This window comes from Marinactinospora endophytica (assembly GCF_054780875.1).
In genome coordinates this window covers 1-25,607 of the sequence record NZ_BAAGVM010000001.1, presented here as the reverse complement: position 1 = coordinate 25,607, position 25,607 = coordinate 1, and the positions used below count along the sequence as shown (strand labels likewise).

Annotated in this window: 19 protein-coding genes and 1 pseudogene; 4 read left to right on the top strand and 16 right to left on the bottom strand. The window is 72.7% G+C overall.

Annotated features, from left to right (window positions below; genetic code table 11):
• Window positions 1-53: 53 nt before the first annotated feature.
• The 10 genes from ACYVHU_RS00100 to ACYVHU_RS00055 form a co-directional block, all read right to left on the bottom strand.
• On the bottom strand, window positions 54-1,283 hold the full coding sequence (locus tag ACYVHU_RS00100) for a styrene monooxygenase/indole monooxygenase family protein (protein ID WP_078760068.1): 1,230 nt from the start codon (window positions 1,281-1,283) through the stop codon (window positions 54-56).
• Window positions 1,284-1,393: 110 nt separating this feature from the next.
• Window positions 1,394-2,629, bottom strand: coding sequence for a styrene monooxygenase/indole monooxygenase family protein (locus ACYVHU_RS00095; protein WP_078760067.1), 1,236 nt, complete (start codon window positions 2,627-2,629; stop codon window positions 1,394-1,396).
• A gap of 9 nt (window positions 2,630-2,638) precedes the next feature.
• Window positions 2,639-3,226 carry a GTP-binding protein gene (locus ACYVHU_RS00090; RefSeq protein ID WP_078760066.1) on the bottom strand — a complete coding sequence of 196 codons (588 nt, stop codon included), beginning with the start codon at window positions 3,224-3,226 and terminating at the stop codon, window positions 2,639-2,641.
• 273 nt (window positions 3,227-3,499) lie between these two features.
• Complete coding sequence (locus ACYVHU_RS00085; protein ID WP_078760065.1) at window positions 3,500-4,162, bottom strand: SRPBCC family protein; 663 nt, start codon at window positions 4,160-4,162, stop codon at window positions 3,500-3,502.
• Complete coding sequence (gene cutA / locus ACYVHU_RS00080; protein WP_498947318.1) at window positions 4,159-6,609, bottom strand: aerobic carbon-monoxide dehydrogenase large subunit; 2,451 nt, start codon at window positions 6,607-6,609, stop codon at window positions 4,159-4,161. The genes ACYVHU_RS00085 and cutA overlap by 4 nt, the downstream gene beginning before the upstream one ends.
• Complete coding sequence (locus tag ACYVHU_RS00075; RefSeq protein WP_498947317.1) at window positions 6,606-7,151, bottom strand: (2Fe-2S)-binding protein; 546 nt, start codon at window positions 7,149-7,151, stop codon at window positions 6,606-6,608. The genes cutA and ACYVHU_RS00075 overlap by 4 nt, the downstream gene beginning before the upstream one ends.
• Window positions 7,148-8,053 (bottom strand): FAD binding domain-containing protein, encoded by a 906-nt coding sequence (locus tag ACYVHU_RS00070; protein WP_078760062.1) that lies wholly within the window; start codon window positions 8,051-8,053, stop codon window positions 7,148-7,150. The genes ACYVHU_RS00075 and ACYVHU_RS00070 overlap by 4 nt, the downstream gene beginning before the upstream one ends.
• Window positions 8,050-8,811, bottom strand: coding sequence for a PucR family transcriptional regulator ligand-binding domain-containing protein (locus ACYVHU_RS00065; RefSeq protein ID WP_498947316.1), 762 nt, complete (start codon window positions 8,809-8,811; stop codon window positions 8,050-8,052). Before ACYVHU_RS00065 ends, ACYVHU_RS00070 begins: the two co-directional genes overlap by 4 nt.
• Before the next feature lie 667 nt (window positions 8,812-9,478).
• Window positions 9,479-10,495, bottom strand: a complete 1,017-nt coding sequence (locus ACYVHU_RS00060) for a GNAT family N-acetyltransferase (protein WP_498947315.1) — start codon at window positions 10,493-10,495, stop codon at window positions 9,479-9,481.
• A 104-nt stretch (window positions 10,496-10,599) separates the two neighbouring features.
• Entirely contained in the window at window positions 10,600-11,955 is a 1,356-nt protein-coding gene (locus tag ACYVHU_RS00055) for a uracil-xanthine permease family protein (RefSeq protein WP_200813525.1), read from the bottom strand.
• A 193-nt stretch (window positions 11,956-12,148) separates the two neighbouring features.
• On the opposite strand from ACYVHU_RS00055, the gene hisS reads away from it, so the two are divergent.
• Window positions 12,149-13,468 carry a histidine--tRNA ligase gene (hisS, locus tag ACYVHU_RS00050; RefSeq protein WP_078760058.1) on the top strand — a complete coding sequence of 440 codons (1,320 nt, stop codon included), beginning with the start codon at window positions 12,149-12,151 and terminating at the stop codon, window positions 13,466-13,468.
• Window positions 13,469-14,273: 805 nt separating this feature from the next.
• Here the strand turns inward: hisS and ACYVHU_RS00045 are convergent.
• Complete coding sequence (locus ACYVHU_RS00045) at window positions 14,274-14,765, bottom strand: ATP-binding protein (RefSeq protein WP_078760057.1); 492 nt, start codon at window positions 14,763-14,765, stop codon at window positions 14,274-14,276.
• A 357-nt stretch (window positions 14,766-15,122) separates the two neighbouring features.
• On the opposite strand from ACYVHU_RS00045, the gene ACYVHU_RS00040 reads away from it, so the two are divergent.
• Entirely contained in the window at window positions 15,123-16,085 is a 963-nt protein-coding gene (locus tag ACYVHU_RS00040) for an ATP-binding protein (protein WP_498947314.1), read from the top strand.
• 56 nt (window positions 16,086-16,141) lie between these two features.
• Here the strand turns inward: ACYVHU_RS00040 and ACYVHU_RS00035 are convergent, their stop codons facing one another.
• Window positions 16,142-17,575 carry an extracellular solute-binding protein gene (locus ACYVHU_RS00035; RefSeq protein ID WP_078760055.1) on the bottom strand — a complete coding sequence of 478 codons (1,434 nt, stop codon included), beginning with the start codon at window positions 17,573-17,575 and terminating at the stop codon, window positions 16,142-16,144.
• Window positions 17,562-19,658, bottom strand: a complete 2,097-nt coding sequence (locus ACYVHU_RS00030; RefSeq protein WP_498947313.1) for a vWA domain-containing protein — start codon at window positions 19,656-19,658, stop codon at window positions 17,562-17,564. The genes ACYVHU_RS00035 and ACYVHU_RS00030 overlap by 14 nt, the downstream gene beginning before the upstream one ends.
• Window positions 19,659-20,002: 344 nt before the next feature.
• On the opposite strand from ACYVHU_RS00030, the gene ACYVHU_RS00025 reads away from it, so the two are divergent.
• Window positions 20,003-20,725, top strand: coding sequence for a Crp/Fnr family transcriptional regulator (locus tag ACYVHU_RS00025; RefSeq protein ID WP_078760053.1), 723 nt, complete (start codon window positions 20,003-20,005; stop codon window positions 20,723-20,725).
• 82 nt (window positions 20,726-20,807) lie between these two features.
• Window positions 20,808-21,569, top strand: coding sequence for a hypothetical protein (locus ACYVHU_RS00020; RefSeq protein ID WP_498947312.1), 762 nt, complete (start codon window positions 20,808-20,810; stop codon window positions 21,567-21,569).
• A gap of 143 nt (window positions 21,570-21,712) precedes the next feature.
• On the opposite strand, the gene ACYVHU_RS00015 is transcribed toward ACYVHU_RS00020, so the two are convergent.
• From ACYVHU_RS00015 to ACYVHU_RS00005, 3 genes and pseudogenes are all read right to left on the bottom strand, one after another.
• On the bottom strand, window positions 21,713-22,555 hold the full coding sequence (locus ACYVHU_RS00015; RefSeq protein ID WP_078760505.1) for a GNAT family N-acetyltransferase: 843 nt from the start codon (window positions 22,553-22,555) through the stop codon (window positions 21,713-21,715).
• 139 nt (window positions 22,556-22,694) lie between these two features.
• Window positions 22,695-24,299 (bottom strand): alpha/beta hydrolase, encoded by a 1,605-nt coding sequence (locus tag ACYVHU_RS00010; protein WP_498947311.1) that lies wholly within the window; start codon window positions 24,297-24,299, stop codon window positions 22,695-22,697.
• A gap of 1,120 nt (window positions 24,300-25,419) precedes the next feature.
• Window positions 25,420-25,587: pseudogene (locus ACYVHU_RS00005) on the bottom strand (BldC family transcriptional regulator); the annotation flags it as partial.
• Between the last annotated feature and the right edge of the window lie 20 nt (window positions 25,588-25,607).

Below are 25,607 nucleotides of genomic sequence, written 5' to 3'. Positions count from 1 at the left end.
AGTGGCGGACGCCACACGGGCCCGCCGCGTCCATGGGTGCGGCGGGCCGGGGTTCAGCCGGCGACGGCCCCCGCCAGGGCGGCCGGCGCGGCGGCGGAGTCGAGGAACCACGTCTCCAGGTCGGCGGGGTCGTCGAAGGCGTTGGCGTAGCGGTCGGCGATGTCCTGACGGGTTCCGGCGGCCTGCAACAGCCCCAGGATGCGGGGTGTGGGGCGCAGCATCGCCTCGGTCCAGGCCGTGACGTGACGGACGTGGGCCCGGTATTCGGCGAACGTCGCGTTCATGAACGCCTCGTCGAAGGGGCGGTCGCCGTGCGCGACGATCGCCCGCCGGTAGATCTCGGCGCAGCGGGCCGCGGAGTTGGCCCCCTGGGAGGTGATCGGGGCGTTGGCGACGACGACGTCGGCCATGCCGAACACGAGGGTGCCGCCGATGCGGCCGACCGGCCGGCGCGCGATCGGGGTGTGGGCGCCCGAGAGGACCCCCCGCGCATCCGTGGGTTCGGCGTCTTGGAAGCGCTCGCCCTCCCAGGGGAAGAAGCGCTCGATGAGCTCCCGGGTGTGTTCCAGGTGCTCGTCGGGGTCGCCGACCCCTTCGAACACGTCCAGCGGGCCTCCCGGCACGCCGGCGAGGAACAGGATGTCGCAGGGGCCGCTGAGCGTGTAGGAGGGAACGACGAAGAACTCGCCGACCCCCGGGGCGATGGCGCAGTGCAGCGCGGTGGTCTCCGGCCGCCCGGGGCGCGGCCCCGCACCGTGCACGTAGGCGAGGGCGAGGGAGCGGCTGGGACCGGGGTGCGCGACACGGGCGGGGTCGGGATCGAACACCTGGGCGATCTCCCCGCGTCCCGCGGCGACCACGACGAGGTCGTACATGCGGGCGAAGCCCTCCAGGTCCGAGACCGTCACGCCGTGGATGACGACGCGACCGCCGCGCTCCTCGAACTCCTCCAGCCACTCGGCCATCTTCACGCGCTGGTCCACCGATTGGGCGTCGCCGTGGAGCCGGCCGAGCCAGTCGGCGGTCCGCTCCCCGCCGGCTCCGGTGAGGGAGACGCCGACCCCTTCGATGCGGGGCGCCTCGTCGGCCCACAGGTCCAGGCCGAGGGCGCGCTCAAGGCCGAGCGCCGTGGCGAACAGGCACTGGGTGGAGGTGACCCGGCCGGCCCGGATCTCCTCGGAGGTACGCGCGGAAACGACGGTGACGTCGTAGCCGTCCTCAAGCAGGCCCAGGGCGAGCTGCAACCCCGACTGGCCGGCACCGACGATCAAGATCCTTCGCATGGGGACGCCCGTCTTTCACATTTCAAAAAATGAAACCAGCGAAATGCACCATATGGCCACAAAAAAGACAGGCGCGGGCGGGGTCTGTTTCACTCCCGTTCACATCCGGCTCACACCCCGGTGTGCAGCTCCCGCAAATAGCGCACCGCGCGTTCGGGGTGCAGAAACCACCCGAGGAAGTCGGTGGGATCGTCGAAGCCGTTGGCGAAACGCTCGGCGAGCTCGGGACTGTGCTCCCCCGCCCGCAACAGCTCCAGCACGTGCTGGGGACGGTCCAGCATCGCGTTGGTCCAGGCGATGACGTGGCGGGCGTAGGTCCAGTACCCGTTGAACGCCGCGCGCATGAACGCCTCGTCGAAAGGGCGGTCGCCGTGCGCGACGATCGCCCGCCGATAAATCTCGGCGCACTTGACCGCCGAGTTGGCCCCCTGGGAGGTGATCGGATCGGTGGCGACGACGACGTCGGCCATGCCGAGCACCACACCCCCCGAGGGCAGCATGCCCACCGGGTGCCGCACGACCGGCAGGTAGGTTCCGGCCAGGGCCGCCCCCGCGTCGACGGGCTCGGCGTCGCGGCACCGCTCGTACTCCCAGGGGGCGTGGCGCCGGATCAGTTCGAGAAAGGCCGCCAGCACCCCGCGGGGGCCGCGCCCCGCATCCTGGAACAGGTCCATCGGTCCACCGGGCGGGATGTCCGCGAACAGGGTCGTGCACGGGCCGTCGAGCGACAGCGACGGTGCGACGACCAGCTCGCCCGCTCCCGCCAGCATGTTCCGGCGCACCACACCGGCGTCCTCGTCGTCGCGGGGCCGCACGCCGTGCACATAGGCGACGGCGACCCTGCGCCACCGCTCCCTTCCCGGCGAGCGCTCCGCGTCGCGGTCGAACAGGTCGACGAGTTCGCCCTTGCCCGCGGCGATGACGACGAGGTCGTACATGCCGGCGAACCACTCCAGGTCCGAGACCGTCGCCCCGTGGATGACCACGCGACCGCCCCGCTCCTCGAACTCCTCCAGCCAGCCCGCCATCTTCAGCCGCTGGTCCACCGATCCGGCGGGCCCGCGCAGCCGTCCGCTCCAGTCGGCCTCGACCTCGCCGTCCTCGCCGGCCAGGGTCACACCGACACGCTCGATCGGCGGCGTCTGCTCCGCCCACAGGTCCAGGCCCTGGCGGCGTTCCCGTTCCAGCGCCGAGGAGAAGAGCACCTGGGTGGAGGTGACCCGGCCGGCCCGGATCTCCTCGGGCGTGCGCATCGACATCAAGGTGACGTCGTAGCCGTCGGAGAGCAGTCCCATGGCCAGGTACAGGCCGGACTGGCCGCTGCCGACGATCAGGATCCTTCGCATGGGGCCGGTCTAGCCCTGGTGCACGAGCTGGCCGCGCTGGCGGGCCTCCATCGCCATGGCGTGCTTGACCAGCTTGATCAGTACGCTGAGCACCGAGTCGCGCTCGCGGGCGTCGCACCACACGACCGGCACGTCGGGTCCCAGGGCGAGCGCGTCGCGCAGTTCGTCGGCGGTGTAGACGTGCTCCTCGGCGAAGGCGTTGACCGCGATGAGGAAGGGCAGCCGGTACTGCTTCTCGAAGTAGTCGATGGCCTGGAAGGACTCCTCCAGGCGGCGGGTGTCGACGAGGATGACCGCTCCGAGGGAGCCCTTCACCATGTCGTCCCACATGAACCAGAAACGCTGCTGGCCGGGGGTGCCGAAGAGGTAGAGCGTCAGGTCGGTGTCGAGCGAGATGCGGCCGAAGTCCATGGCGACGGTCGTGCTCGTCTTGTCCGGCGTCTTGGACAGGTCGTCGATGCCGGCGCTCGCTGCCGTGACCGCGGCCTCCGTGCGCACCGGCGGAATCTCCGAGACCGTGCCCACGAACGTCGTCTTGCCGACGCCGAAACCGCCGGCAACGATGATCTTGGTGGAGAGCTTCGGGGAGTCGTTCACTGGTCTGTGTCCTCGCGACGCGGGCTCAAGGGTCTGGCGATGAAGATCAACTTCGCCCACCTTCCAGTGAACCTAGCATTCCGTTGGACGTGGCGTGGTCGACCCCATACGCAGCGCCCTCACCCCGCCCCTCCCCGCTCCTTCCCGTTCGCCGCCCGCCTCCGCGCCCTGACCTGCGGCGTCGAGGCCCCTTCCCGGCGCGGAGAAGGCGGAGCGGCTCCGGTGAAAGTGGCGTCCCGGTTGGCGGCGAACACCGCTGTTCTCACCGTTTCCTCACCCTTCTCCTCCCGCGCGCCGGGCCACGACGGCGCCCACCACGACCCCGACCAGCGCGATCACCGCGCCGACCAGGGCGCCTTCGACGAACCCCGCTCCCCCGGCCGGCACGGGCGCCCCGCCCGCGCCTGAGGGCACCCGCGGCCCGGCGGGAGCCGATGCGGTGTGCGCCACATCATCGGGGCCCGCCGCCGGCACGGGTGCGCCCTCCGGCGCGGTGCGGCCGGCGAGCTCGCCGTCGATCGCGGCGAAGAACTCCCCGGCCATCCTCTTGGCGACACCGGCCAGGACGCGCTGGCCGACCCCGCCGACCATGCCGCCGACCACCGCGTCGGCGTCGTAGGCGACCTCGGTCCGGCCGTCCCCCAGGTCGGCCAGGCGCACCGCGACCTCGGCCCGGACCGTCCCGGGTCCGCCCGCGCCGGCGGCCCGCAGCGTCAGCGCGGCCGGCCGCCGCAGGTCGGCCAGCTCCACCTCCCCCTGGAAGGTCCCCCGGATCGAGGCGACCCCCGCGGTGATCGTGCCGCGGTAGCGATCGGGACCGGTGGCCTCCAATTGCTCGCAGCCGGGGATGGCGCGGGCCAGCACCCGCGGGTCCAGCAGGGTGTCCCACACCTCCTCGACGGGCGCGTTCAGCGTGGCGTTGCCGGTGACCTTCATACGTCCGGTTCTCCTGTCTCGTTGGCGCGCCGTCCTCGGGCGCGCTCGGCGCGGCGCAGCGGCGGGATCTCGCCGGCCGCGAACCGCCGGCGCAGCCCAAACAGGTCCGACGGCGAGATCGGCATCGAGCGGACGGGGAACCCCTCGGCGTCCTCGATCGCCGAGGCGATGACCGCCGCCCCGGGGATCACCCCCGCCTCGCCCGCCCCCTTGACCCCGAGCGGGTTGAGCGGGCTGGGGGTCTCCAGGTGGGCGATCCGGATCGGCGGGATCTCACTGGCGTAGGGGACGAGGAAGTCCATGAACGAGGCGTTGAGGAGCTGCCCGTCGGCGTCGTAGGCCATGCGCTCGTACAGGGCCCCGGCCACGCCCTGGGCCACCCCGCCGTGGATCTGCCCCTCGACGATGAGCGGGTTGACGAGCCGGCCGCAGTCGTGGACCACGCAGTAGCGCAGGATCGTGATCTCGGCGGTCTCGGGGTCGGTCTCCACGACCACCGCGTGCGCGCCGTTGGCGAAGGTGGAGCGCAACGGCGAATGGAAGTCGGTGCCCTCCAGCCCGGGCGCGTCCCCCTCGGGCACCGGCGGGGCCGCGTGGTCGGCCGGCCGGGCGAACTGGGTCGCCGCCCGGGACGCCTCGTCGAAGGCGTAGCGCAGCGGGTTGGACAGCACCGCCACCGTCCCCAGGTCCATGCCCGCCCCGGGGACGCCGCGCACGTGGACCCGTCCCCCGGCGATCTCCAGGTCGCCGGGGTCGGCCTCCAGCGCGTCGGCGGCCACGCGCAGCGCCTTCTCCCGGACCTTCCGGGCGGCCAGGGCCACGGCGCTGCCGCTCATGACCGCCCCGCGCGAGGCGAAGGTCCCCACCGAGTAGGGCATACGCCGGGTGTCGCCGGTCGTCACCTCGACGTCGGACATCGCAACCCCCAGCTCGTCGGCGACGATCTGGGCCAGGATCGTGTGGTGGCCCTGCCCCTGGCTGGTCAGCCCGGTCGCGACGCGCACCCTGCCGTCGGTCCCGACCTGGACGTGCCCGCCCTCATAGGGGCCGGGGCCGGTGCCCTCGACGTAGCAGGCCAGGCCGATGCCGATCCGCCGCCCCTCGGCACGCGCCCGCTCCCGTTCGGCGGCGAACCCCTCCCAGCCGATCAGCTCCTTGACCATGCGCAGGGTCCGCGGATAGTCACCGGAGTCGTAGACCAGGGGGCGGCCGTCCTGGAACAGCAGGCCCTGGTCATAGGGCATCTCGTCGGGCCGGATGAGGTTGACCTCGCGCACCTCGGCCCGGTCCCTGCCCAGCCGGTCGGCGATGGCGTCCATCGTGCGCTCCATCGCGAAGACGCCCTGGGGCCGGCCGGCGCCCCGGTAGGGGGTGACGATGACGGTGGTGGTGTAGAGGCTGCGAAACTCCACCCGGTAGGCGCCGGGCTTGTAGGAGCCGAGCAGCTGGGTGGACGTCACGATGGGGACGATGACGCCGTAGGGCAGGTAGGCGCCGTTGTCGTGCAGGATCTCCACGTCCAGGCCGAGCAGGCGCCCCTCGTCGTCGAAGCCGGCGCGCACCGTGTGCCGCTGTCCGCGCTCGTGGGCCGCTGCGATGAAGTGCTCGCGGCGGTCCTCGGTCCACTTCACACCGTGGCCCAGCCGGCGGGCGGCCCACGGCACCATCACCTCCTCGGGCCAGGGGTGCATGATCTTGACGCCGAAACCGCCGCCCACGTCGGGCACCACGACCTCGACCCGGCCCACGTCGAGGCCGAGCTTGGCGGCGACGGCGGCGCGCACCCCCGAGGCGGTCTGGGTCGAGCTGTACAGGCGCAGCGAACCGCCGGCCTCGTCCCAACGCGCGTAGACGCCGCGCCCCTCCATCGGGGTGCACGCCGATCGCTCGATGTCGAGGTCCAGCTCCAGGCGGTGGGGGGCCGCGGCGATCGCCGCCCGCGCGTCACCGACCTCCTGCACCAGGTGGGCGGCCACGTTGTCGGACATGCCGGCGTGCACCACGTGTTCGGCGGCGACGGCCGCCTCGATGCCGACGACCGGGGCGAGGACCTCGTAGTCGACGGCGATGCGCTCGGCCGCGTCCTCGGCCAGGTAGCGGTCGCGGGCCACGACCATCGCCACGGGCGCGCCGACGTGGTGGACATACCCGGCGGCCAGGGCGTGGGGGGTGCGGCCGTCGACGATGCAGGGGTGGGGCAGGAGCAGCGGCAGCGGTTCGGCCATGGGGCCGGTCAGGTCCTCGTGGGTGTAGACCGCGATGAGCCCGTCGACGTCGAGCGCGTCGGTGACGTCGACGTCGCGGACGCGCGCGTGGGCATGCGGGCTGCGCACGAACACCGCGGCGTAGGCGTCGGCGCCCAGGTCGTCGAGGTAGGCTCCGCGCCCGGTGAGGAGCCGTTCGTCCTCGGTGCGCTGGACGGGCGCGCCGAACATCCTCGCGCTCATGGGCGTTGCCTCCTGACCGGTCCGCGCGGCGCCGGGTCTCCCGCCTGCGGGTCCCGCCCCGCCGCGCGGCGCAGTTCCGCGGCCCGCAGGACCGCTCGGACGATGTTGACGTACCCCGTGCAGCGGCACAGGTTGCCCCCGATCGCCTCGCGGGCCTGCTCCTCGGTCGGTTCGGGGTTCTCCTCCAGGAACGCCGCCACGACGGTGAGGAAGCCCGGCATGCAGAAACCGCACTGGAGGCCGTGGCACTCGCGGAAGGCCCGCTGGACGGGGTGCGGTGTCCCGTCGGCGGCGGCCAGTCCCTCGACGGTGGTGACCTCGTGGCCGTCGGCGCCGACGGCGAACATCAGGCATGAGCGCACCGGCCGCCCGTCGAGCAGCACGGTGCAGGCGCCGCACACCCCGTGTTCGCAGCCGACGTGCGTGCCGGTCAGTCCGAGGTCGTGGCGCAGGCAGTCCGACAGCAGTCGGCGGGCCGGGACGGTGGCCGCGCGGGGCACGCCGTTGACACGCAGCCGGATCTCGTGGGTCTCCTCGTTCATGTCGCGCGCTCCGGGTCGGGCCGGGAGGCGCCCAGCGCCCCGACCGCCGCCTCCGCCGCCTCGCGCAGCGCGCGGGCGGTGAGGACCTCGGCCAGGTGGGCGCGGTACTCGGCGGTGGCGTGGATGTCGTCCTCGGGGTCGAGCCGGCCGCGGGCGAGCCGGCCGGCCGCCGCGAAGTCGGCGGTGTCGGGGGGACGTCCGGCCACGGCCTCGATGAGGTCGAGTACGTGGGGGACCGGCGCCATCGACAGGTAGGCCGCGCGCGCGGCGGCCACGCGCAGGTCGTCGTCGAGTGTCACGAGCGCGGCCACCCCGCACACCGCGTAGTCGCCGCGTCTGCGGGCGATCTCGACGAACGCGGTCCCGGTGCCAGGGGCGGGCCGGGGGAAACGCGCGCAGACGGCCAGCTCGTCGGCGCGCAGGCAGCTCTCCAAGGGGCCGACGTACAGGTCCGCGGCGGCCACCGTGCGCCGGCCCGACGCCGAGACGAGGTCGAGACTGCCTCCGAGCAGCGCGAGCACGGCCGGCATCTCGGCGCTCGGGTCGGCGTGGACGAGACTGCCGACGGTGGTGCCGCGGTTGCGGATGACGGGATGGGCGACCAGGCGCAGTCCCTGACGCAGCAGCGGGATCGCCTCCGCGGCGGAGCGGTCGGCCTCCACACGGGCGTGCCGGGCCAGCGCCCCCACGCGCACGCCGCCGTCGTCGACGTCCACCCGGTCGAGCTCCGCGAGGCGGTTGATGTCGATGAGGTGGGCGGGGGCGGCCAGCCGCATGTTGAGCAGAGGGATGAGGCTCTGTCCCCCGGCGAGGATCTTGCCGTGCGGTCCGGTCTCGCCCAGCACGGTCAGCGCGTCGGCCAGCGTGGTCGGGGCGTGGTAGTGGAACGGTGGTGGTTTCACGGGTGTCCTTCCGGCTCGACACGTTGCGCGGGGCCGGCGCCGCCTCCGGTCGCGCCGGAGACCGCGGCCGACGTCAGGTGTCCTCCCCTCCCCCTTCCTTCCCCCCTCCCGGTCCGGGGCCGCGCGGGTGACGGCCGCGCCGCCGACGGCCCCGCTCCCCCGCCGTCTGTGGGAGGCGAGCCGGCCGGGGGCCGAGGTGGGCGCGACCGGTCCTCCCCCGGCCGGGGCCACCCCGACGGGGACGCGGTGGCCCTCCTCGGAGCGGGCTGGCCGGCGGCCTGACGGTTGAGGATGTCGGTCAGGAGCTGGTCGATCACGTCGTCGAAGGCCGCGTCATCCCCCAGGCGCGGGACCGGCAGCCGCGGCTCGGCTGCGGCGCGCAGCATCGCGGGCGGAAGCCCCTCCACGTAGCGCCCCGGCTTGATCGCGCTGGCCGCGAGGTCGCGTTCGGCCAGGTCGCGCACGAGGCGCGGCATCCCCTGGAGGGGGTCGCGCGGCGGGTATCCGGTGCTGAGCGGGGGCTCGTGCGGCTTGACCCGCGGCAGGGTGTCGGGAACCTCCATGACGTCCAGCAACTGGATGACACGGTCCGGCCCGGCCGCCCCGGCGAGGACCCGCGCCCCCGACAGGTTCGACAGGCCGAGCGCCCCGGCGACGGACAGGCCACGCGCCGACGCGCCACGGCGTGTCCCCCGCCCATGACCGTCGCTCGGCGGAACACCTGCACGAGTCGCCGGATCATCGGCAACGTTTCCCATGGGGTGACGATAGTCGTTCACCCACGGTTATCTCGCGGATGAGACCGGTGACGGCCGGGAGGGTGTCACGCCCACGGCGGGGAGGCGGGACGGCCCGCGCGGGGTTTCGGCCATACCTGAGGCGCGGCCTTTAGCATCCCCGGCGGCGGATCTCAACATCCCGGCGCCGTTCCGGGGCGGCTTTACGACATTGTGAGCGGCCCATTCCGGTCGGGGCGGGTACTGGGCGTGCCTGTCATGGCGGTCTACCGTGAACTCAGGGGTGTTCCCTGGCCGGTCGTTGTCGCACTACTGGCACGCGACGCCGCGCGGCCGTCCGACGGAGTACTCCTCGGCGCCCCACAGAGCGCGAGGCCGTTCGCCGGTGTAGCCCCGGACACACCGGTTCGCGTCGGTCGGTGCTCCGTGGAGCTCGCAGGCCCCACCGGCCCGCTCACCGTCCTAGTGGGCCGGTGGTGGCGCCCCCACCCCGCCCCGCCCCGCCGAAGCGCCGTCCCGGATCAAAGGCGCCATCGTCGAGCCCTCGGGCCTCCGGTCCGGCGCCCGCGCCGCGCTCATCGACCGCGGTCCAAGCCCACCCCAGCAGGTGGCGGCGTGGTGCGCGGATTCCTGCCCGCCCTCCACCACCTCACCGTCAAGCAGCTCGGGACGAAAGGCGGCAGCGCGATCAGGCCGTCGGCAGGATCCGCTGGACCTCGTACTCGGTTTCGACCGCCCGGAACCCGAAGAGGCGGTTGATCCCCTGCATGGGGTCGTTGACCTGGGCGTTCCAGGTGTGCACCCGTTTCCGTCCGGGGAACTCCCGTTGCAGGACCTCCAGGTTGCGCGCCTTCATCGCGGCCCCCAGCCGCAGTCCCCTGCTGGCCCGCACGACCAGGGTGTCGTCCTGGTAGACCTCGGCGGGCGCGTACCGGGAGACCTGGAGGGTGGTGTAGCCGACGAGGGAGCCGTCCGGGGCCCGGGCCGCGGTGGTGAGGGGGGTGATGCCCTGGACCGCCAGGCGTCGTTCGAGGCGGCGCACCCGCGCGGCGTCCCACTCCAGGGGACGGACGTCGAGATCGCCGACGGGGACGTCGTACTCCATGAGCGTGCACATGGCGACGTAGGCGTCGAGGTGTTCGGCGGGGCAGGGACCGATCCAGGAGAGCAGGTCGTGGCCGGGGTGGTGCGCCGCGGCGCGCTCCCCGACGGCGGCGAGGTCGGCGGCGGGCAACGGGAGCGGCAGGACGAGATGGTCCTCGACGTGGGCCTCGACGAACCCGTTGCGCCGGGCGAACCGGACGTCGGGCCAGGTCTCGGCCTGTTCCCCCACGGGGACGCCGACCACCGCGAGGAGGGTGGTGCGCCCCTTGGCGAGGGCGGTCAGCTCGACGTGGCCGGCCAGGGCCCGGCCGTACCCCCTGCCGCGGAACCGGGGGAGGACCGCGAGCTCGGCATGGACGATGTGGCGGTCGTGCGTCGTGGGCAGTCTCAGGAGCAGGGTTCCCGCGATCTCGTCCCCGGCGAAGGCGGCGTAGGCGAGACGCTCCCAGTCGTCGTCGGCTTCGCGGAGCGAGGCGGCGAGTTCCCCGTAGGGGAGGACCAGGGGGTCGCGCCGCCCGGCGCGCACCGCCTCGCTCATGGCCGCGTGCCAGGCCCGCAGCGCCGTCTCGTCGTGGGGGTCGATGGGACGGATGTCGGTCACGGTCGCTCCCGGGGTCGGCTGACGGCCTCGGATCCCGTTATCCCGTGTCACCCGGGGACGGGGCAACAGGTTTTCCCGGCCCGCCCCGGGACGGGCCGGAAAGGTCAGCGCTCGGGGACCGGCCGGGGTTCGGGGAGCGGCCGGGGCTTCATCCCCTCGGGGGCGAGCCAGGCCAGCAGGTGGTAGCCGAGCAGGGTGATGATCGTGCCCAGGGCGATGCCCTCGATCACGAGGTCGCCGAAGCTCAACCGGACCCCGCCGATGCCGGCGATGAGGCCCGCCGCCAACGGGACGAGCACGACCGGGTTGGCGAAGTCGACCCGGTTCTCCACCCAGATCTTCGCGCCGAGCAGGCCGATCATGCCGTACAGCACCACGGTGATGCCCCCCAGTACCCCACTGGGGGTGGCCGCGACCAGCGCGCCGAACTTCGGGCACAGCCCGAACAGGATCGCCACGATCGCCGCCACGTAGTAGGCCGCCGTCGAGTACACCCGGGTGGCCGCCATGACCCCGATGTTCTCCGCGTAGGTCGTGGTCGGCGGGCCGCCCACAGCGCTGGACAGACCGCTGGCCACGCCGTCGGCGATGATCGCCCGGCCCATGTGGCCGTCCAGCGGCTCGCCGGTCATCTCCTCGACGGCCTTGACGTGTCCGGCGTTCTCCGCGATCAACGCGATCACCAGGGGCAGGGCGAGGAGGATGGCCGAGGCCTCGAAGGCCGGCGCGTGGAAGTCGGGCAGGCCGAACCACGGGGCCTCGGCCACGCCGGACAGGTCCACCCGGAACGCCTCGGCGATACTCCCGTCCTCCTGCGGCACACCGGCCGGGCCGGTCACCGCGTCGAGCACCCACGACAGCGCGAACCCGAACACCAGCCCCAGCAGCACCGTGATCCGGCCGAGGAACCCCTTGAACAGCACCGTCGCCACCACCACGAACACCATCGTGAGGAGAGCGACCCACTGGTCCTGCGGCCAGTAGGTGCCGGCGACCACGGGGGCGAGGTTGAAACCGATGAGCATGACGACCGCGCCGGTGACCGCCGGTGGAAGCGTCTTGAGGATGATCCGCGGACCGACCAGGTGGATGAGCACGCCCGCCAACGCCAGGACGACGCCGACGCACAACGTCGCGCCGGTGATCTCCGCGATCCCGCCGCCCGAGGCGTGGACGGCGGTGGCGACGCCGACGAACGACGCGCTGGAGCCCAGGTAGCTGGGCACCTTGCCGCCGACGATGAGGAGGAACAGGATCGTCGAGACGCCCGACATCATCACGGCAAGGTTCGCGTCCAGCCCCATGAGCAGCGGGAAGACGAAGGTGGCACCGAACATGGCCACGACGTGCTGGGCGCCGAGCCCCACCGTCCGGCCCCACGACAACCGTTCGTCCGGCCGCACCACCTCACCCGGCGGCGGAGCGCTCCCGTCGCCGTAGAGCTTCCATCCCAAGCCCAGTTTCATGCCCCTGTCCTCCCAGAGTCTCCGTTGGGAGCGTGGGGCCGAGCTCGCCGCACGCCAACCGACAATTCTCCCCTAAAGCGATCTCTAGCAACAAATCAGACATGTTGCGCGACGGGTCCTCGCCCGACCAGGGCCTACCATGGGACTGGTCAACCCCGGTGCGAGGCCTAAGGAGCCGACCGAAGCAATGTCCGAACAGCGCGTTGTCCGTCCCACACCCATCAGCGGCTTCCCCGAGTGGACGCCCGAGATCCGGTCCGTGGAGCAGCGCTGGCTGGACCATATCCGCGCCGGGTTCGAGCGTTACGGGTTCGCCTCGGTCGAGACCCCCTCGGTCGAGGCGCTCGACGTGCTGATGGCCAAGGGGGAGACCTCGCAGGAGGTCTACACCCTGCACCGGCTCCAGGCCGACGCCGACGACGACAGCGACGCCCGGCTGGGTCTGCACTTCGACCTGACCGTCCCGTTCGCCCGCTACGTCGCCCAGCACTTCAACGAACTCGTCTTCCCGTTCAAGCGGTACCAGATGCAGCGCGTGTGGCGCGGCGAGCGTCCCCAGGAAGGGCGTTTCCGCGAGTTCACGCAGTGCGACATCGACGTCATCAACGTCGACCGGGTCCCCCTGCACTTCGACGCCGAGCTGCCGCGCATCGTCCACGAGGTCCTCACCGGCCTGGACATCCCCGCCTGGACGCTCAACATCAACAACCGCAAGGTGCTCCAGGGCTTCTACGAGGGCCTGGGCATCGGCGATCCGCTCGCGGTGATCCGGGCGGTCGACAAGCTGCACAAGATCGGCCCCGACGCCGTCCGCGAGATCCTGGTCGACCAGGTCGGGCTGTCCGCCGAACAGGCCACCGCCTGCCTCGACCTCGCCGCCATCCGGGGCGCCGACGCCTCCGTGGTGGAGGAGGTCGCCAAGCTCGGCGTGCGCTCGGAGCTGCTCTCCGAGGGCCTGGAGGAACTGGGCTTCGTGCTCGACTCCCTGTCGGACCTGCCCACGGGCAGCATGGTGGCCGACCTGTCCATCGCGCGCGGCCTGGACTACTACACCGGCACCGTCTACGAGGCGACGTTCGACGACGACCCGGGCTACGGCAGCATCTGCGCGGGCGGCCGTTACGAGAACCTGGCCGGACAGTTCATCCGCCGCAACCTGCCCGGCGTGGGGATCTCCATCGGCCTCACCCGGATCTTCGCCAAGCTCGTCGCCGAGGGGCGGCTGACCGCCGGCCGCTCCTGCCCGACCGACGTGCTGGTCGTGCTTCCCGGCGACGACCGGCGCGCCGAGGCGCTGCGCACCGCGGCGCTGCTGCGCGAGCGCGGGTTCAACACCGAGGTCTACCACCAGGCCGCGAAGATCGGGAAGCAGATCCAATACGCCTCCCGCAAGGGCATCCCGTTCGTGTGGTTCCCCCCGTTCGAGGACGGCCGCCCGCACGAGGTCAAGGACCTGTCCTCCGGCGAGCAGTACGAGGCCGACCCGTCCTCCTGGAGCCGTCCCTGACCTCCCGAGCGTCCGGACGGCCGCGCCGGCCGCCCGTCGGGGATCATCCCGGCCCGGGGCGGGTTCCCCGCCCCGGGCCGCGCCGTCTCCGCGTCCCCGGTGCCGGCCGCCCCGGTCGCGCGGACCGTCCACCCCACATGGTGGCCAGCGCCGTAGGACCCCCGGTGTGGCCGGATCCGGCCGGAGCGTGCCGGGGACGGGGCGTGCCGGCGGCGGCGTGGGGTCAAGGGCCGGCCGGCCCCGTTCGCGCGGGATTCGGACCGGCGACGCCGGACGCGCCGGCCGGAGCCGGCTTAAACCCCTGGTCACCGCTTTCCACGCGTTCCTTCGGCCGGCGTGCCGGTTCCGCCGCAGGGTTCGGGGAGGCTCCTCGCCCGGCACCGCGGAGTCGTCCCGCCTACCGTTCTGTCCTTTTTGTGCACTCCATCGGAGGACAGATCTCCCCTCTCCCCCGCGGGGCACATATGCAGATGCACACGAGAATGCATGTGCAAACGCGCGCGAAGACGTTAGTGTCGTAACCGCGATCCGAGCCCCGCTCGATGCGGGCCGGAGAGCGTATCGCGCGTCCTGGACGCACCTTCCGAGAGGTCGCAGACGTGCGGAACGGACACGGCCGGCCGGGGCCCCGCTTCGTGATCGCGGGGGCGACGGAGCGGACGGCCGCCGTCACCGCCGCGGCGCCTCGGGACCGCGTGGCCGTGAGTGCCCCGAGGGGAGGCACTCGCGGCCCGGGTAACGGGTGATCCGGGTTCGCCACGCGGAGGGGGCGTGGCGAACCCGGTCGCCGCCCGTGGCGACCGTCTCAGAAGACGTCGATCTCGAACCAGGCGACATGGGTGGCCTCGGTCCAGTACTCCCCGCTACGCGAGGTGCAGCTGTCGATGATGAGCTTGCCCCGGCCGTAGTCGCCCTCGCCCTGACGGCTCACCACCCGTCCCTCGCCATCGTCGGCGTCCTTGGCGCCCTGGTCGGCGATCGCGACGCGCACGCGGTCGGCGCCGACTCGGATGTAGAGGGTCATCACCCCGCCGATCCGGCCCGAGCGGGAGTGCAGCAGGGCGTTGGTGGCGAGCTCGCTGACCGCGAGTTCGGCGTCGTCGAGTATGGGGCCCGCGTGACCGGTTCGGGAGAGGAAGTCGCGGACCCGGGCGCGGATGGACCGCACGGCGGTGAGGTTGCCGACACAGCTCCACACCGTGTGGTCGGTCGTCACACCGTCGGGAGCACCGTCGGGCAGTGGCGCATCGAACGGGCCGGTCGCGTCGTATTCCCGGAGTCGCTGCGATTCGGTCATCCCGATGTCACTCCCATCAGCTCCAGACGCTACCCGCCCCCGGCTGCGCCCGGCGCGTTCTCGACGGCCCTCACCCTAGACAAGAGCGTGCCCTGCACAGCACAACACATCCCGCGCTCCGGCATCACGGCTCCCTCACAAAACGCGGCCATGTGTCGGATCGCGATGCGGCAAAGAATCCGTGCGGCGCCCCAACCTCACTTTGACCTGGTGATTCTCCCACATACCAGACAGCAGCGGCCCCCGGGCGGGCTCGGCGACACCAGCGGGGACGGATCCGGTGAAATGCCTGACACCACCCCCCTCTAGGAACGATAATCATTTTCTCCAACCGATCATCGAAGGGGAACACCAGACATGAAGATCGCCTTCGCCGGCAAGGGAGGCAGCGGCAAGACGACGCTGTCGGCCCTGTTCACCCGCCACCTCGCGGCCACCGGCCTGCCGGTGGTGGCCATCGACGCCGACATCAACCAGCATCTGGGGGCCGCCCTGGGCGCCTCCCCCGACCAGCTCCGCGCGCTGCCCCCGCTGGGGTCGCACCTGACCGAGATCAAGGACCTGCTGCGCGGCTCCAACCCCCGCATCGCCTCGGCCGAGCAGATGGTGAAGACGACCCCTCCGGGGCGCGGGTCGCGGCTGCTCGACCTCTCCCCCGACAACCCGGTCCACCGGCGTTTCGGCCTCCCCGTGGCCGGCGCCACGCTGATGCTCACCGGCCCGTTCGCCGAGGACGACCTCGGCGTCGCCTGCTACCACTCCAAGGTGGGGGCGGTCGAGCTGTACCTCAACCACCTCGTGGACGGACCCGGCGAGTACGTCGTCGTGGACATGACCGCCGGCGCCGACTCCTTCGCCTCGGGCCTGTTCACCCGCTTCGACGTGACCTTCCTCGTCGCCGAGCCGACCCTTCGGGGCGTCAGCGTCTACCACCAGTACGCCGAGTACGCCCGCGACTACGACGTCACGATCCGCGTCGTGGGCAACAAGGTCGAGGGACCCGAGGACGTGGAGTTCCTGCGCGAGCACGTGGGTGACGCGCTCAGCGTGTGTCTAGGCCGTTCGGCGTTCGTGCGGGCGATGGAGAAGGGACACCACCCGGGGCTGGAGGAGCTCGAGGACGACAACGCCAAGGCGCTGGCCTGGATGCGCGACGCCGTGGACGCCGTTCCCAAGGACTGGGAGCGGTTCACCCGGCAGGGGGTCGAATTCCACCTGCGCAACGCGCGCGCCTGGGCCGACGCCGCCACCGGCGCCGACCTGTCCGCCCAGGTGGACCCCGACTTCGTGATGGGTCCGCTCGCGCTGGCCGCGCGGTAGGGCCACGCGGAGCGCGGGCGGGCGTCCGGTCGCGCGCAAGCCCGCCGGAACAGGGGTCAGGCGCCGCGCAGGGCCATCTCCGCGGCCTCGTGCAGGACCGTCAGGTCCCCCTGGTCGAGGACGCCGCCGTGCCGGGTGAGCAGGTCGTGGAACCCCGTGTGGAAGGCGCCGGTGAACTGCGGATAGTAGGGGGTCACCGGCCGCAGCCGCGCCTCCTCGACCGCCGCGCGCAGGTCCGCGGCGTAGGGGCGCCGATCGTCGAGCGGGCGGGGCGCCGCGCCCGCGCCGTCCGGCTCGCCCGGGCAGGTGCCGTGGAAGTCCCCCTCGTAGGCGCCGGCCCGGGTGGGCGCGTACCCGCCGCAGAAGAACAGGGCGCGCTGCCGCGACTCGGCGGTCAGGAACTCGATGAGCTCACGCGCCTTGGCCGGCTGTTGCGAGGCGGCGGTCAGGGCGAGGCTCTGGCCGCCGAGCGCCGCGGTGCCCTCGGGCAACGGCACCATCGCGAAGTCCGGTCCCGCGCCCGTCCCCTCCGCGCCGTTCTCGGGGCCGCCGGCGAGCTGGTCGTAGCGGGCCGGCCAGTTGCGCATGGCCAGCGCCTCACCGTCGGCGAAGCGCCGCATGCTCTCGGCCTCGGTGTCGTTCCAGGCGTCCTCGGGCAGCAGGCCGCTGCGCAGCCCGGTGACGATGCTGGAGAGCCCCTCACGCGCCGGGGGAGTGTGCAACTGGACCCGGCCCGCCTCGGAGACGATCTCCCCGCCGTGGCCCCACACGAACTCCATGGCGTTGACGGTCAGACCCTCGTAACGCGCGAACTGGCCCGCGTAGGCATACTCGACCGTCCCATCGGCCGCCGCCGTCTCCCGCAGCCGTTCCAGCAGTTCGGGAAAGGTCCTCCCCCGGACGTCGGCGGTCTCCAGCAGGTCGGTGCGGTAGTAGAGCATGCCGACGTCGGCGGTGAAGGGCACCGCCCACACCCTCCCGTCATAGGTGACGGCCTCGACGGGACGCCCGAGGAACCCCTCGGCGCGCAGGTCCGTCTCCACCGGGACGATCCAGCCGGCGCGCGCGAACTCCGCCGTCCACTGGTTGTCGAGGTTGAGGACGTCGTACTCGTGGTGTTCGGGACCGGTGTGGGCCGACTGCGCCCAGCGCACCATCTCCGCGTGCTGGAGGTCGGCCCTGCCCGACAGCTCCACCAGCCGCGCCGGGTGGTCCTCGTTGCCCTCCATCGCGTTCCAGCGGTCGATGAGTTCCTGGTACAGCACCCCGGCCTCGCTGACGTCGCGCCCGGTGGCCACGACGATCGTGCCGGGCGGGTCCCCCGGGGAGCGTTCGACGACCAGCCCGACCAGGGCGGCCACCGACGCGGCCGTCACGGCCAGCGCCACCGCGATGTGCCACAGGGGCGTGCTCCTGCGCCGCTCGGCGATGGGCACGGCCTCGCCCGTCGAGGAGCCGGCCCGCCCCTCCCGTCGCTCATGTGGTGCCATGTCCGCCCGCCTCTCCCGCCCGGGCCTGCGCGAGCAGGCGCCGGCCGGCCTGTCCGGGGTCGTCGGGGTCGACCGCCACGCACTCGATCCGGTCGTCGCGGGTCAGCTCCTCGATCTGGTCGACCTCGCAGGGCGTCTCGTCGCCCCACTGGTCCCGGCCGCCCACGGCGACGATGCGCACCCGCACCTCACTGCCCTGCATCGCCTCGTCGAGTCGGGCCGCGTCCATCCGGCCCCCTCGCGGTCGCCCCACCCCGTCGGTCAGCACGACGAGCATGGGCGGGCCGCCGTCCCGCGCCGAGGTGCCGGCCAGCTCGGTCACCGCCTCGGCGATGACCTCGCGCAGCGGCGTGGACTCGCGCAGGGGGGCGAGCTCCCGCAGACGCTCGCGCACCCGCCCTCCGGTGCCCGCGGCCACGTCGACCAGGCGCTGGGCGTCGGTGTCGGCGGGGTCGGGGGTCCGTGGCAGCGCCCACAGGCCGATCCGGTCGTTGGCGGTGGCCGTCGCCGCCAGGGCGTCGGCTTCGGCGATCGCCGCGTCGAACTTCTCCCCCGGCATGGCCATGGAGGTGGAGACGTCCACCGCGAGCAGGATGTTGGCCTCTCCCAGGGACACGCCGTAGCGTTCCAGCGCCCCGCCGGCGCGGTCGGCGTGGCCGGCGAGGTCGGTGACGGCGCCGTCCCGGCGGGCGGTCAGGTGGGAGCCGAGAGCCGTGACCTGCTCGGCGACCCCGCTGTCGACGCCCCAGTCCAGCCGGACGAACGGGTGGTCCAGCACGAGGTCGTCGGGGAGCACCAGGGGCACCAGGTCGGTGACGGCGCCCCGCCGGCGTTCGCAGTCGGCCGGCAGCTGCTCGGCGGAGCGCAGCGCCTGGAGGGCGTCGAGCGTGGTGAGGGCCGCCGCCGCGTCCCGGCCGAGCCCGCTCGCCTGGCACAGGAGGGCCACCTCTCCCCCAGCCGACGAGGACAGCGCGCCGCCGAGCGATGCCTCGGCCTCGTGGACGGCCTCCTCCGACCGGAGGGTGCCGTCCGGGCCGATCGCGCCGTTGCGCCGGTACAGGAAGGCGGTGTGCAGCAGCGCGGCGGTGGAGCTGCCGGGATCGGCTCGGACCACCGGCACCTCCTCGGCCGGCGCGACCTCGCGGAGCGCGGCGAGGGGGTCGGCCAGTTCCTGTCCCGGGACCGCTCCCAGCCGCTCCGCCTGCTCCGGCGGCACCGCGAGGATCAGCGGGGACGTCCACATCGACCCGACCACCTCGAAGCGCGCCTCGGGGTTGATGCGGCGCGCCAGCTCGACGTCGACGCTGGAGTCGGGCAGCCACACGTGCGGCAACGGACCCCACGTGGGGTCCCAGCCCTCGATCCCGGCGGCCACGGCCTCGCGCACGTCCTCGGCCTGTTCGACGGCGAAGACGGTGACGTGGACCTGCCGGCACCCGTCCGGGGCGTCCCGGCGCAGCTCGTCCGTGTAGGCCCGCGTCGCCTCCTCCACCCGGACGACGGCGTCCCGCGTGGTGGCGATCGCGATCTCCGCGGGCGGCCGGCAGTCCGAACGTTGCAGGAACGGCAGCGCGAAATGGCCGGCGACCAGGCCCAGCGCGACCACGACGCTGATCACGGCGACCACGCGCAGGTTGCGGACCAGCCATTTCCGGACCCGCCATCCGTCCCACCAGCCGCGAATGGCCAGGTAGCGATCGTGTCCGGCGAAATAGCGGACCAGGAGCCGGAAGGCGTAAACGCCTCCCACGCCGGCGGCGCAGGCGCACAGGAAAGCCAGATAGACGTCCCCGACCCATTGGAGGATCGAACGGATCGCCGATCCGATATCGGTAAGCTCGTCCTCGAAGACGATTCCCAAAAGCTCGGGAACGAGGTTGTCGGCGATCCAGCCGAGCAGGCTGCCGACGATCAGCAGTCCCAACGGCCGCACCGGAGGCCGTTCCCCCTCCGGCTCGGGGCGCTCCTCCCCTGTGGGGTCGGGTGCCGGACCGAGCAGGTTGACGGTCAGCCCGCGCAGCAGACGCCGCGGCCGGCCCGGGCGCGGCGCTCTGTCGGACGTGTCCGGGTCGGCGTCCTCCATCTCCCCACCCTCCGCCCGGATCGGTTCTGCGCCCCACGAAAACGGCAAGGCCCGTCAGGAGAAAAAGTAGTGCACTTCACTGACTTTCGGACCGCGCGCGTTCATTGGTTCTCTGTCCGGATCCGGCATCGGGATACCGGGAACCACACGCCGACTCGCCTCGTCGCTTTACCAGACGTCACACTGGATATCGCATTACCCTGAAGCAACACCTTTCTTCCCTACTCTCTCGTTTTCGGGCGGTCCATTTCCGGGAATGGCTACGCCCGCCCGTTCGGACACGCGGGACCCCTGGACCCCCTCCGACCGGAGTTCGGTATCCGCGATACGGAGATCCCTGCACCATGCGGCTCGACGGCTCCTCCCCCCGCCCCTGGCCGGCCACCAGCGTCGTCGGCCTTTTGAGCGAGACCCCGCGCGCGGACCTGCTCTCACTCGGCGTCCGGCGCGAGTTCGCGGCCGGACAGGTCCTCCTCCACCAGGGCGAGCGCAGCACCCACGTGTTCGTCCTCCTCACCGGCCACGTCAAGATCCTCAGCGAGTCCGGCAGCGGGCGCACGATCCTGCTGGCCGTGCGCTCCAGGGGGGACCTCGTGGGCGAGCTCGCCGGCATGGACGGCAGCAGCCGCATGGCCCGGGTCGTGGCGATCAGGGCGATCGCGGCGCAACTGCTCCCCTTCGACGAGTTCGAGGGGTTCCTGCACCGCCACCCCGAGGCCCTGCGCGTCGTCAACGCCTCCATCGCGGCGAAGCTGCGCTCGGCGACCGACAAGATCATCGACTTCAGCAGCCAGGAGGTCCCCGTCCGGGTCGCCCGGGCCCTGCTGCGCATCCTCGCCGACCACGGAACCCCCGCCGAGGGCGGCGGCACCTCGATCGGCATCCCGCTGACCCAGCCGGAGCTCGCGGCGATCGTCTCCGCCTCCGAGCCGGCCGTGCACAAGGCGCTGGCCGAACTGCGCAAGCACGAGGTGATCAGCGTGGGATACCGCAGCTACGTTGTGCGCGACCTTCCCCGGCTACGGGATTTCGCCGAACTGCCCCCGGAGATCATGGCGAAACCGTAGCGATACGGGATCCCCCGCCCCGCCGCGCGTCATCGTGGATGCCGGCTCCCCGCAGCAGTCCTCCCCCGAGAAAGGTGACCGGATGGAGTACCCCACTCCCGCCATTCGCCGCATGTGCCTGGCCGTCGACGCGGAGTCCTACGGCGACCGCGGCCGGCGCGCCCAGCACGACGTACAGCAATGGCTGGTCAGGATCATGGACCTGGTCTGCAAGAACGCCGACCTGGACCGCTCCTGCTGGGACGTCCAGCCCCAGGGGGACGGGGAGCTCGCCCTGCTCCAGCCCGGCATCGAGGAGGCGCGGGTGATCGCCTACTTCACCCACGAACTCGCGATGGCCCTCTACCACCACAACGCCGGCCTGCGCGACGACGCCCGGCTCCGGTTGCGGGTGGCCTTCGACCAGGGCAACGTCGCCCTGGGGCCCAACGGCTACACCGGCGCCGCGGTGGTGTCGGTGTGCCGGCTGCGCGACTCCCTCCCGGCCCGCAGGGCGCTACGCGACCACCCCGACGTCGACTTCGCGCTGGTCGTCTCCGACTCGATCTACACCGACGTCGTCTACGAGGGCGACTACGACCTCTACGAGCGCGACTTCACCCCGGTCGACATCGACGAGCCCGAGAAGAGGTTCCGGGCGCGCGCCTGGATCCACGTCCCCACGGCCCGGCAGCGCGACCGCGGCGCCCACCCGCCCACCGAGATCACCCAGCCCTCTCCCGACCGGGTTCGCTGGCAGGCGCCCTACGTCACCCACAACGGCCCCCAGGCCCACGTCCGGTACAACTACGGGACGGTGACCGTGCACGGCGGCGGCGACCACTACGGGACCGCGGGAGGGTGACCCAGACCGGGAGGCGGCTCGCCGACTGGCGGCGGCGGCCGGCCTCCCCGTCCACGACCCGACCGGCACGACGGGACGTGGACGAGCCGGGATGGCGCGGCGTGGGACGGACGCGGCGTCATCCCGCTGGCCTGTCCGGGCCTTCAGAACAGAACCGACATCACCGCGCCGACCTCGCGGAACCCCACGCGCGCGTAGGTGGCGCGGGCCGCGGCGTTGTAGTCGTTGACATAAAGCGTGACCCGGGGCGCGATCTCGGCCAGCGCCATCCGCACGACCGCGGCCATGCCCCCCAACGAGTGCCCGCGCCCCCGCAGCTCCGGGTGGACCCAGACGCCCTGCACCTGGCAGACCTGGGGGGTGACCGCGCCGACCTCGGCCTTGAACACCACCCGCCCCTCCTCGATGCGGGCGAAGGCGCGACCGGTGCGGACCAGCTCCTCGACCCTGGCCCGGTACAGCGCGCCGCCGTCACCGGAGTCCGGCGGGACGCCGACCTCCTCGGTGAACATCGCGACGCAGGCGGGCACTAAGACGCCGAGCTCCTCCACCCGCACACGGCGGACCAAGGGGTCGGGTTCGACCAGCGGCGGCCCCGAGATCTCCAGCACCGGCTGGCGGGCGCGGATGGCCCGGGCGGGACCCCAGTAGGGGGTGAGCCGCGCCCACAGGTCCTCGACGGCCGGGATCGGCCCGACGATCGAGGAGCAGCGGCGCCCCTGCCAGCGGGCGTGTTCGGCGAAGTGGCGGATGGCGTCGGGGCCGGCGTTGACCGGCACCAGGTTGGCGCCGGCGTAGCACAACGCGGTGATGCGGCCCCGTTCGACGTACCCCCACAGTTCCGCGCCGAGCCGACCCGGGTCGAGCCCCGCGGTGCGCAGCCGGGAGCTGACGAAGACGTTGCCGACGGGGTCGGCGTCGAGGAGCGCCATGACCTCGGCTCGATCCCGCTCGCCGAGGATCCGCACCGGGGAGGTCCGGAGCATCCGCATCACCCCACCCGCTCTCGACCGCCCGCAGGCGGTACGACGGAACCGTCCAGCGTCATGCTATCCAGCCGCCGCCGCGGACGACCACGCTCCCCGGGCCCACCACCGGCGGCCGGAAAGCGGCGCCGGGCCGGCCTCACGCCGGCCGCCGTTCGACGCCGAAGGGGTCGGTGTCGCCCCGCTCCCCCGCCGGGTCCGGCTGCGGGAGGGCGGCGCAGGTGAGGTCGGCCCCTCCACCGCCGCCCCCCGCCGCGGGGAGGACGCCCTCACGCAGGTAGGCGGTGACGACGTCGTCCACGCAGTCGTTGCCGTTGAAGGAGACGCCGTGGGAGACCCCTCCCTCCTCGACGACCAGCCGCCCCTCGGGGAAGCGGCGGCGCATCGCGTGGGCGCCGGCCAGCGGGGTGGGACCGTCGTCGGTGGCCTGCACCAGCAGGGCCCCCTCGACCCGTGAACCGTCCACCTGGAACCACTCGCCGCCCTCGACCGGCCACGTCATGCACGGCGCGTTGTACCAGGTGTTGCCCCACCCCTGGAAGGGCGCCTGGGCGTGGACCGCCCGGGCGTCGGCGCGCCAGATCGGCCAGCTCCGCGGCCAGGGCGCGTCCGTGCACTCGGTGGCGAGGTAGACGGCGTAGCCGGGGTCGTCCTGCGCGCTCTCCCCGTAGCGTTCGTGGGCGGCCAGCAGCGCCGCGGAGTCCGCGCCCACCACGTGGTCGGCCAGCGCCTTGGCGAGCCTGGGCCAGTAGGCGCTGTTGTAGGCCACGATGATGAAGGTCCCCTCCAGTTCGGTGGGGCCGAGGACGCCCTCCAGCGGCTCGGCCGCCAGGGATTCGCGCAGGCCGTAGTAGCGCTCGGCGACCTCCTCGCCGGTGGACCCCAGGCGGTAGGTGGCGTCGTTGCGCGCCACCCACTCGAAGAAGTTGCGGGCCGCCGCGTCCAGCGCGAGGCTCTGGCGGTGGTTGCTCTCGTACCAGGGCAGGTCGGGATTGACGATGCTGTCGAGCACCAGCCGGCGCACGCGGTCGGGGTACAGCGTCGCGTAGGTGGCGCCGAGGTAGGAGCCGTAGGAGTAGCCGAGGTAGTCGATGCGCTCGGTGCCCAGGGCGGCGCGGACCGCCTCCAGGTCGTGGGCGTTGTCGATCGTCCGCATGTGTTCCAGCAGTTCGCCGTTTGCCTCGCCGCACGCCTTGGCGTAACCGCCCGCGCGGTCCAGCAGTTCGGCCTCGTCCAGCTCGTCGCGTGGCACGGTGTCGGGCCGTACCGGGTCGAAGTAGGTGGGATCGCAGGTCACCGACGGGGTGGAGGCTCCGGTGCCGCGGGGGTCGAAGCCCACCACGTCGTAGGAGTCGCGCAGGTCGTCGGGGAGCCCGAGGGCGGTGATCGACGCCCAGGCGCGTCCGGGGCTGCCCGGCCCGCCGGGGTTGACCACGAGCACGCCCTGGCGTTCGCCGCGCGCGGGGACGCGGGACAGGGCGAGGCGGACCACCGGTTCCTCCTGTGGCCGGCCGGCCCGTGGGCTCCGCGCGCCGTCGTGGTCCATCGGGACGGTCAGCGTGGCGCACTCCAGCGTCTCGTCCCCTCGCGGGTCGAGGTCGGCGCAGGCGCCCCAGTCGAGGGGCGCCGGTTCCGTGGGGGCCGCGCCGTCCGGTCCCGGTTGCGCGGCGGCACCTCCCGCCATGACGGTGACCAGTGCCGTCCCCACCGCGATCCCCGCCGTCGCGCTCACACGTCTTCTCATCGCTACCACCCCTCGCCGAGAGCACCCGCTCGAATTCTCTCCGTAGCGCGACCTCGCGCGCGGAAGCGACACGGCGGACCCACCGCCCCGCCGGACCCGCCACCACCGGGGCGGCGATCACGCCGGCCGGAACCGCCCGGCCCAGCGGAGACGCCGTGGAACCTCCGGGCTCCACCCGGCGCCGCGGCCCGACGGCGGCACGCCCCGGAGAAGCCACCGGCCCGCACCGGCCGCCCGGGCCCTCACTCCGGGGCGGGCCGGCGGGGAACAGCGGCATGGAACGACCCTCCTCATCTGATGAGGGAGCTCTCCCACCCGTCTGGAGCGAGGGCGTGGTGACATAGAAAACGTCGGCTTTACGACGTAGATTCGAAACGACCGCGAGGATCATCCCCACGGCGGGGCTCACCGGGATTCGGAACACCTCAAGGAGTGCTGGTCCCTTTCTCCGTCTCCTGCCGCGGGGAAGGCGGGGTGCGCGGTGGTGCTTCCTCTTCGAGGGCGCCGCGTGGATCTTCTCCTCCCAGGCGGTGAAGGGTTGAGCCTGGTCCGGAACGAGGCCCTCGGCCTGGTCAGGTTGGAGCTGTCCGTGGTGTGGGGGCGTCTGTCCAGACGGGGAGGAGGCCCGTTTGGATTCCGATGCGGATCATCGTGGCGAGTTCGATGGTCACCACCTCATCCACCGTCTTGTCATCGAAGCCCGCACCACCCCGCCGGGCCGGTGCGGCCTTTGAGGGGTCCTGGGTGGGCGGGAGCGGCATCATCCAAGACGGCACGGCCACGCCCTGTGGAGCTGTTCGATCCTCTTGGTGGCGGTCCGGTCCGGGTGGCAGCCGCGCCGTGCGGACCGGGAACCGCTCCTGGGCCGTAGGCCGGGTGTTGTTCCTGCTGGGGAGCTGATGTGGACCCATCACCCGGCTCCCTCGGCAAGGGCGCGCACCGCCGTCTCCCGGTAGCATCGCCCTCGCCCGGCGGGGCGGATCGCGGCCACGCCGCGCGCCGCCAGGTAGTCGTGGACCTTACCGGCCTGCAGGCGAAGCAGGCTCGCCACCTCACCACCGGACAGGAGCCGCTCACCGTCATGGTCATATGCGGCGGGAGGCCCATATGCGCCGGTCTCGCCGGTGAGGAGGCCGGGGAGCTGGTCGGCGGGGTAGCGGCGGTGCCCGCCCGGGGTGCAAACCGAGGTGAGCCGCCCGGCTTTGGCCCAGCGGGTCACGGTCTTGGGATCCACCTGGAACAGGGCGGCCACCTCGGCGCGGGTCAACAGCGCCACGCCCGGGATCATGGCTCCTCCCCAACGGCGGG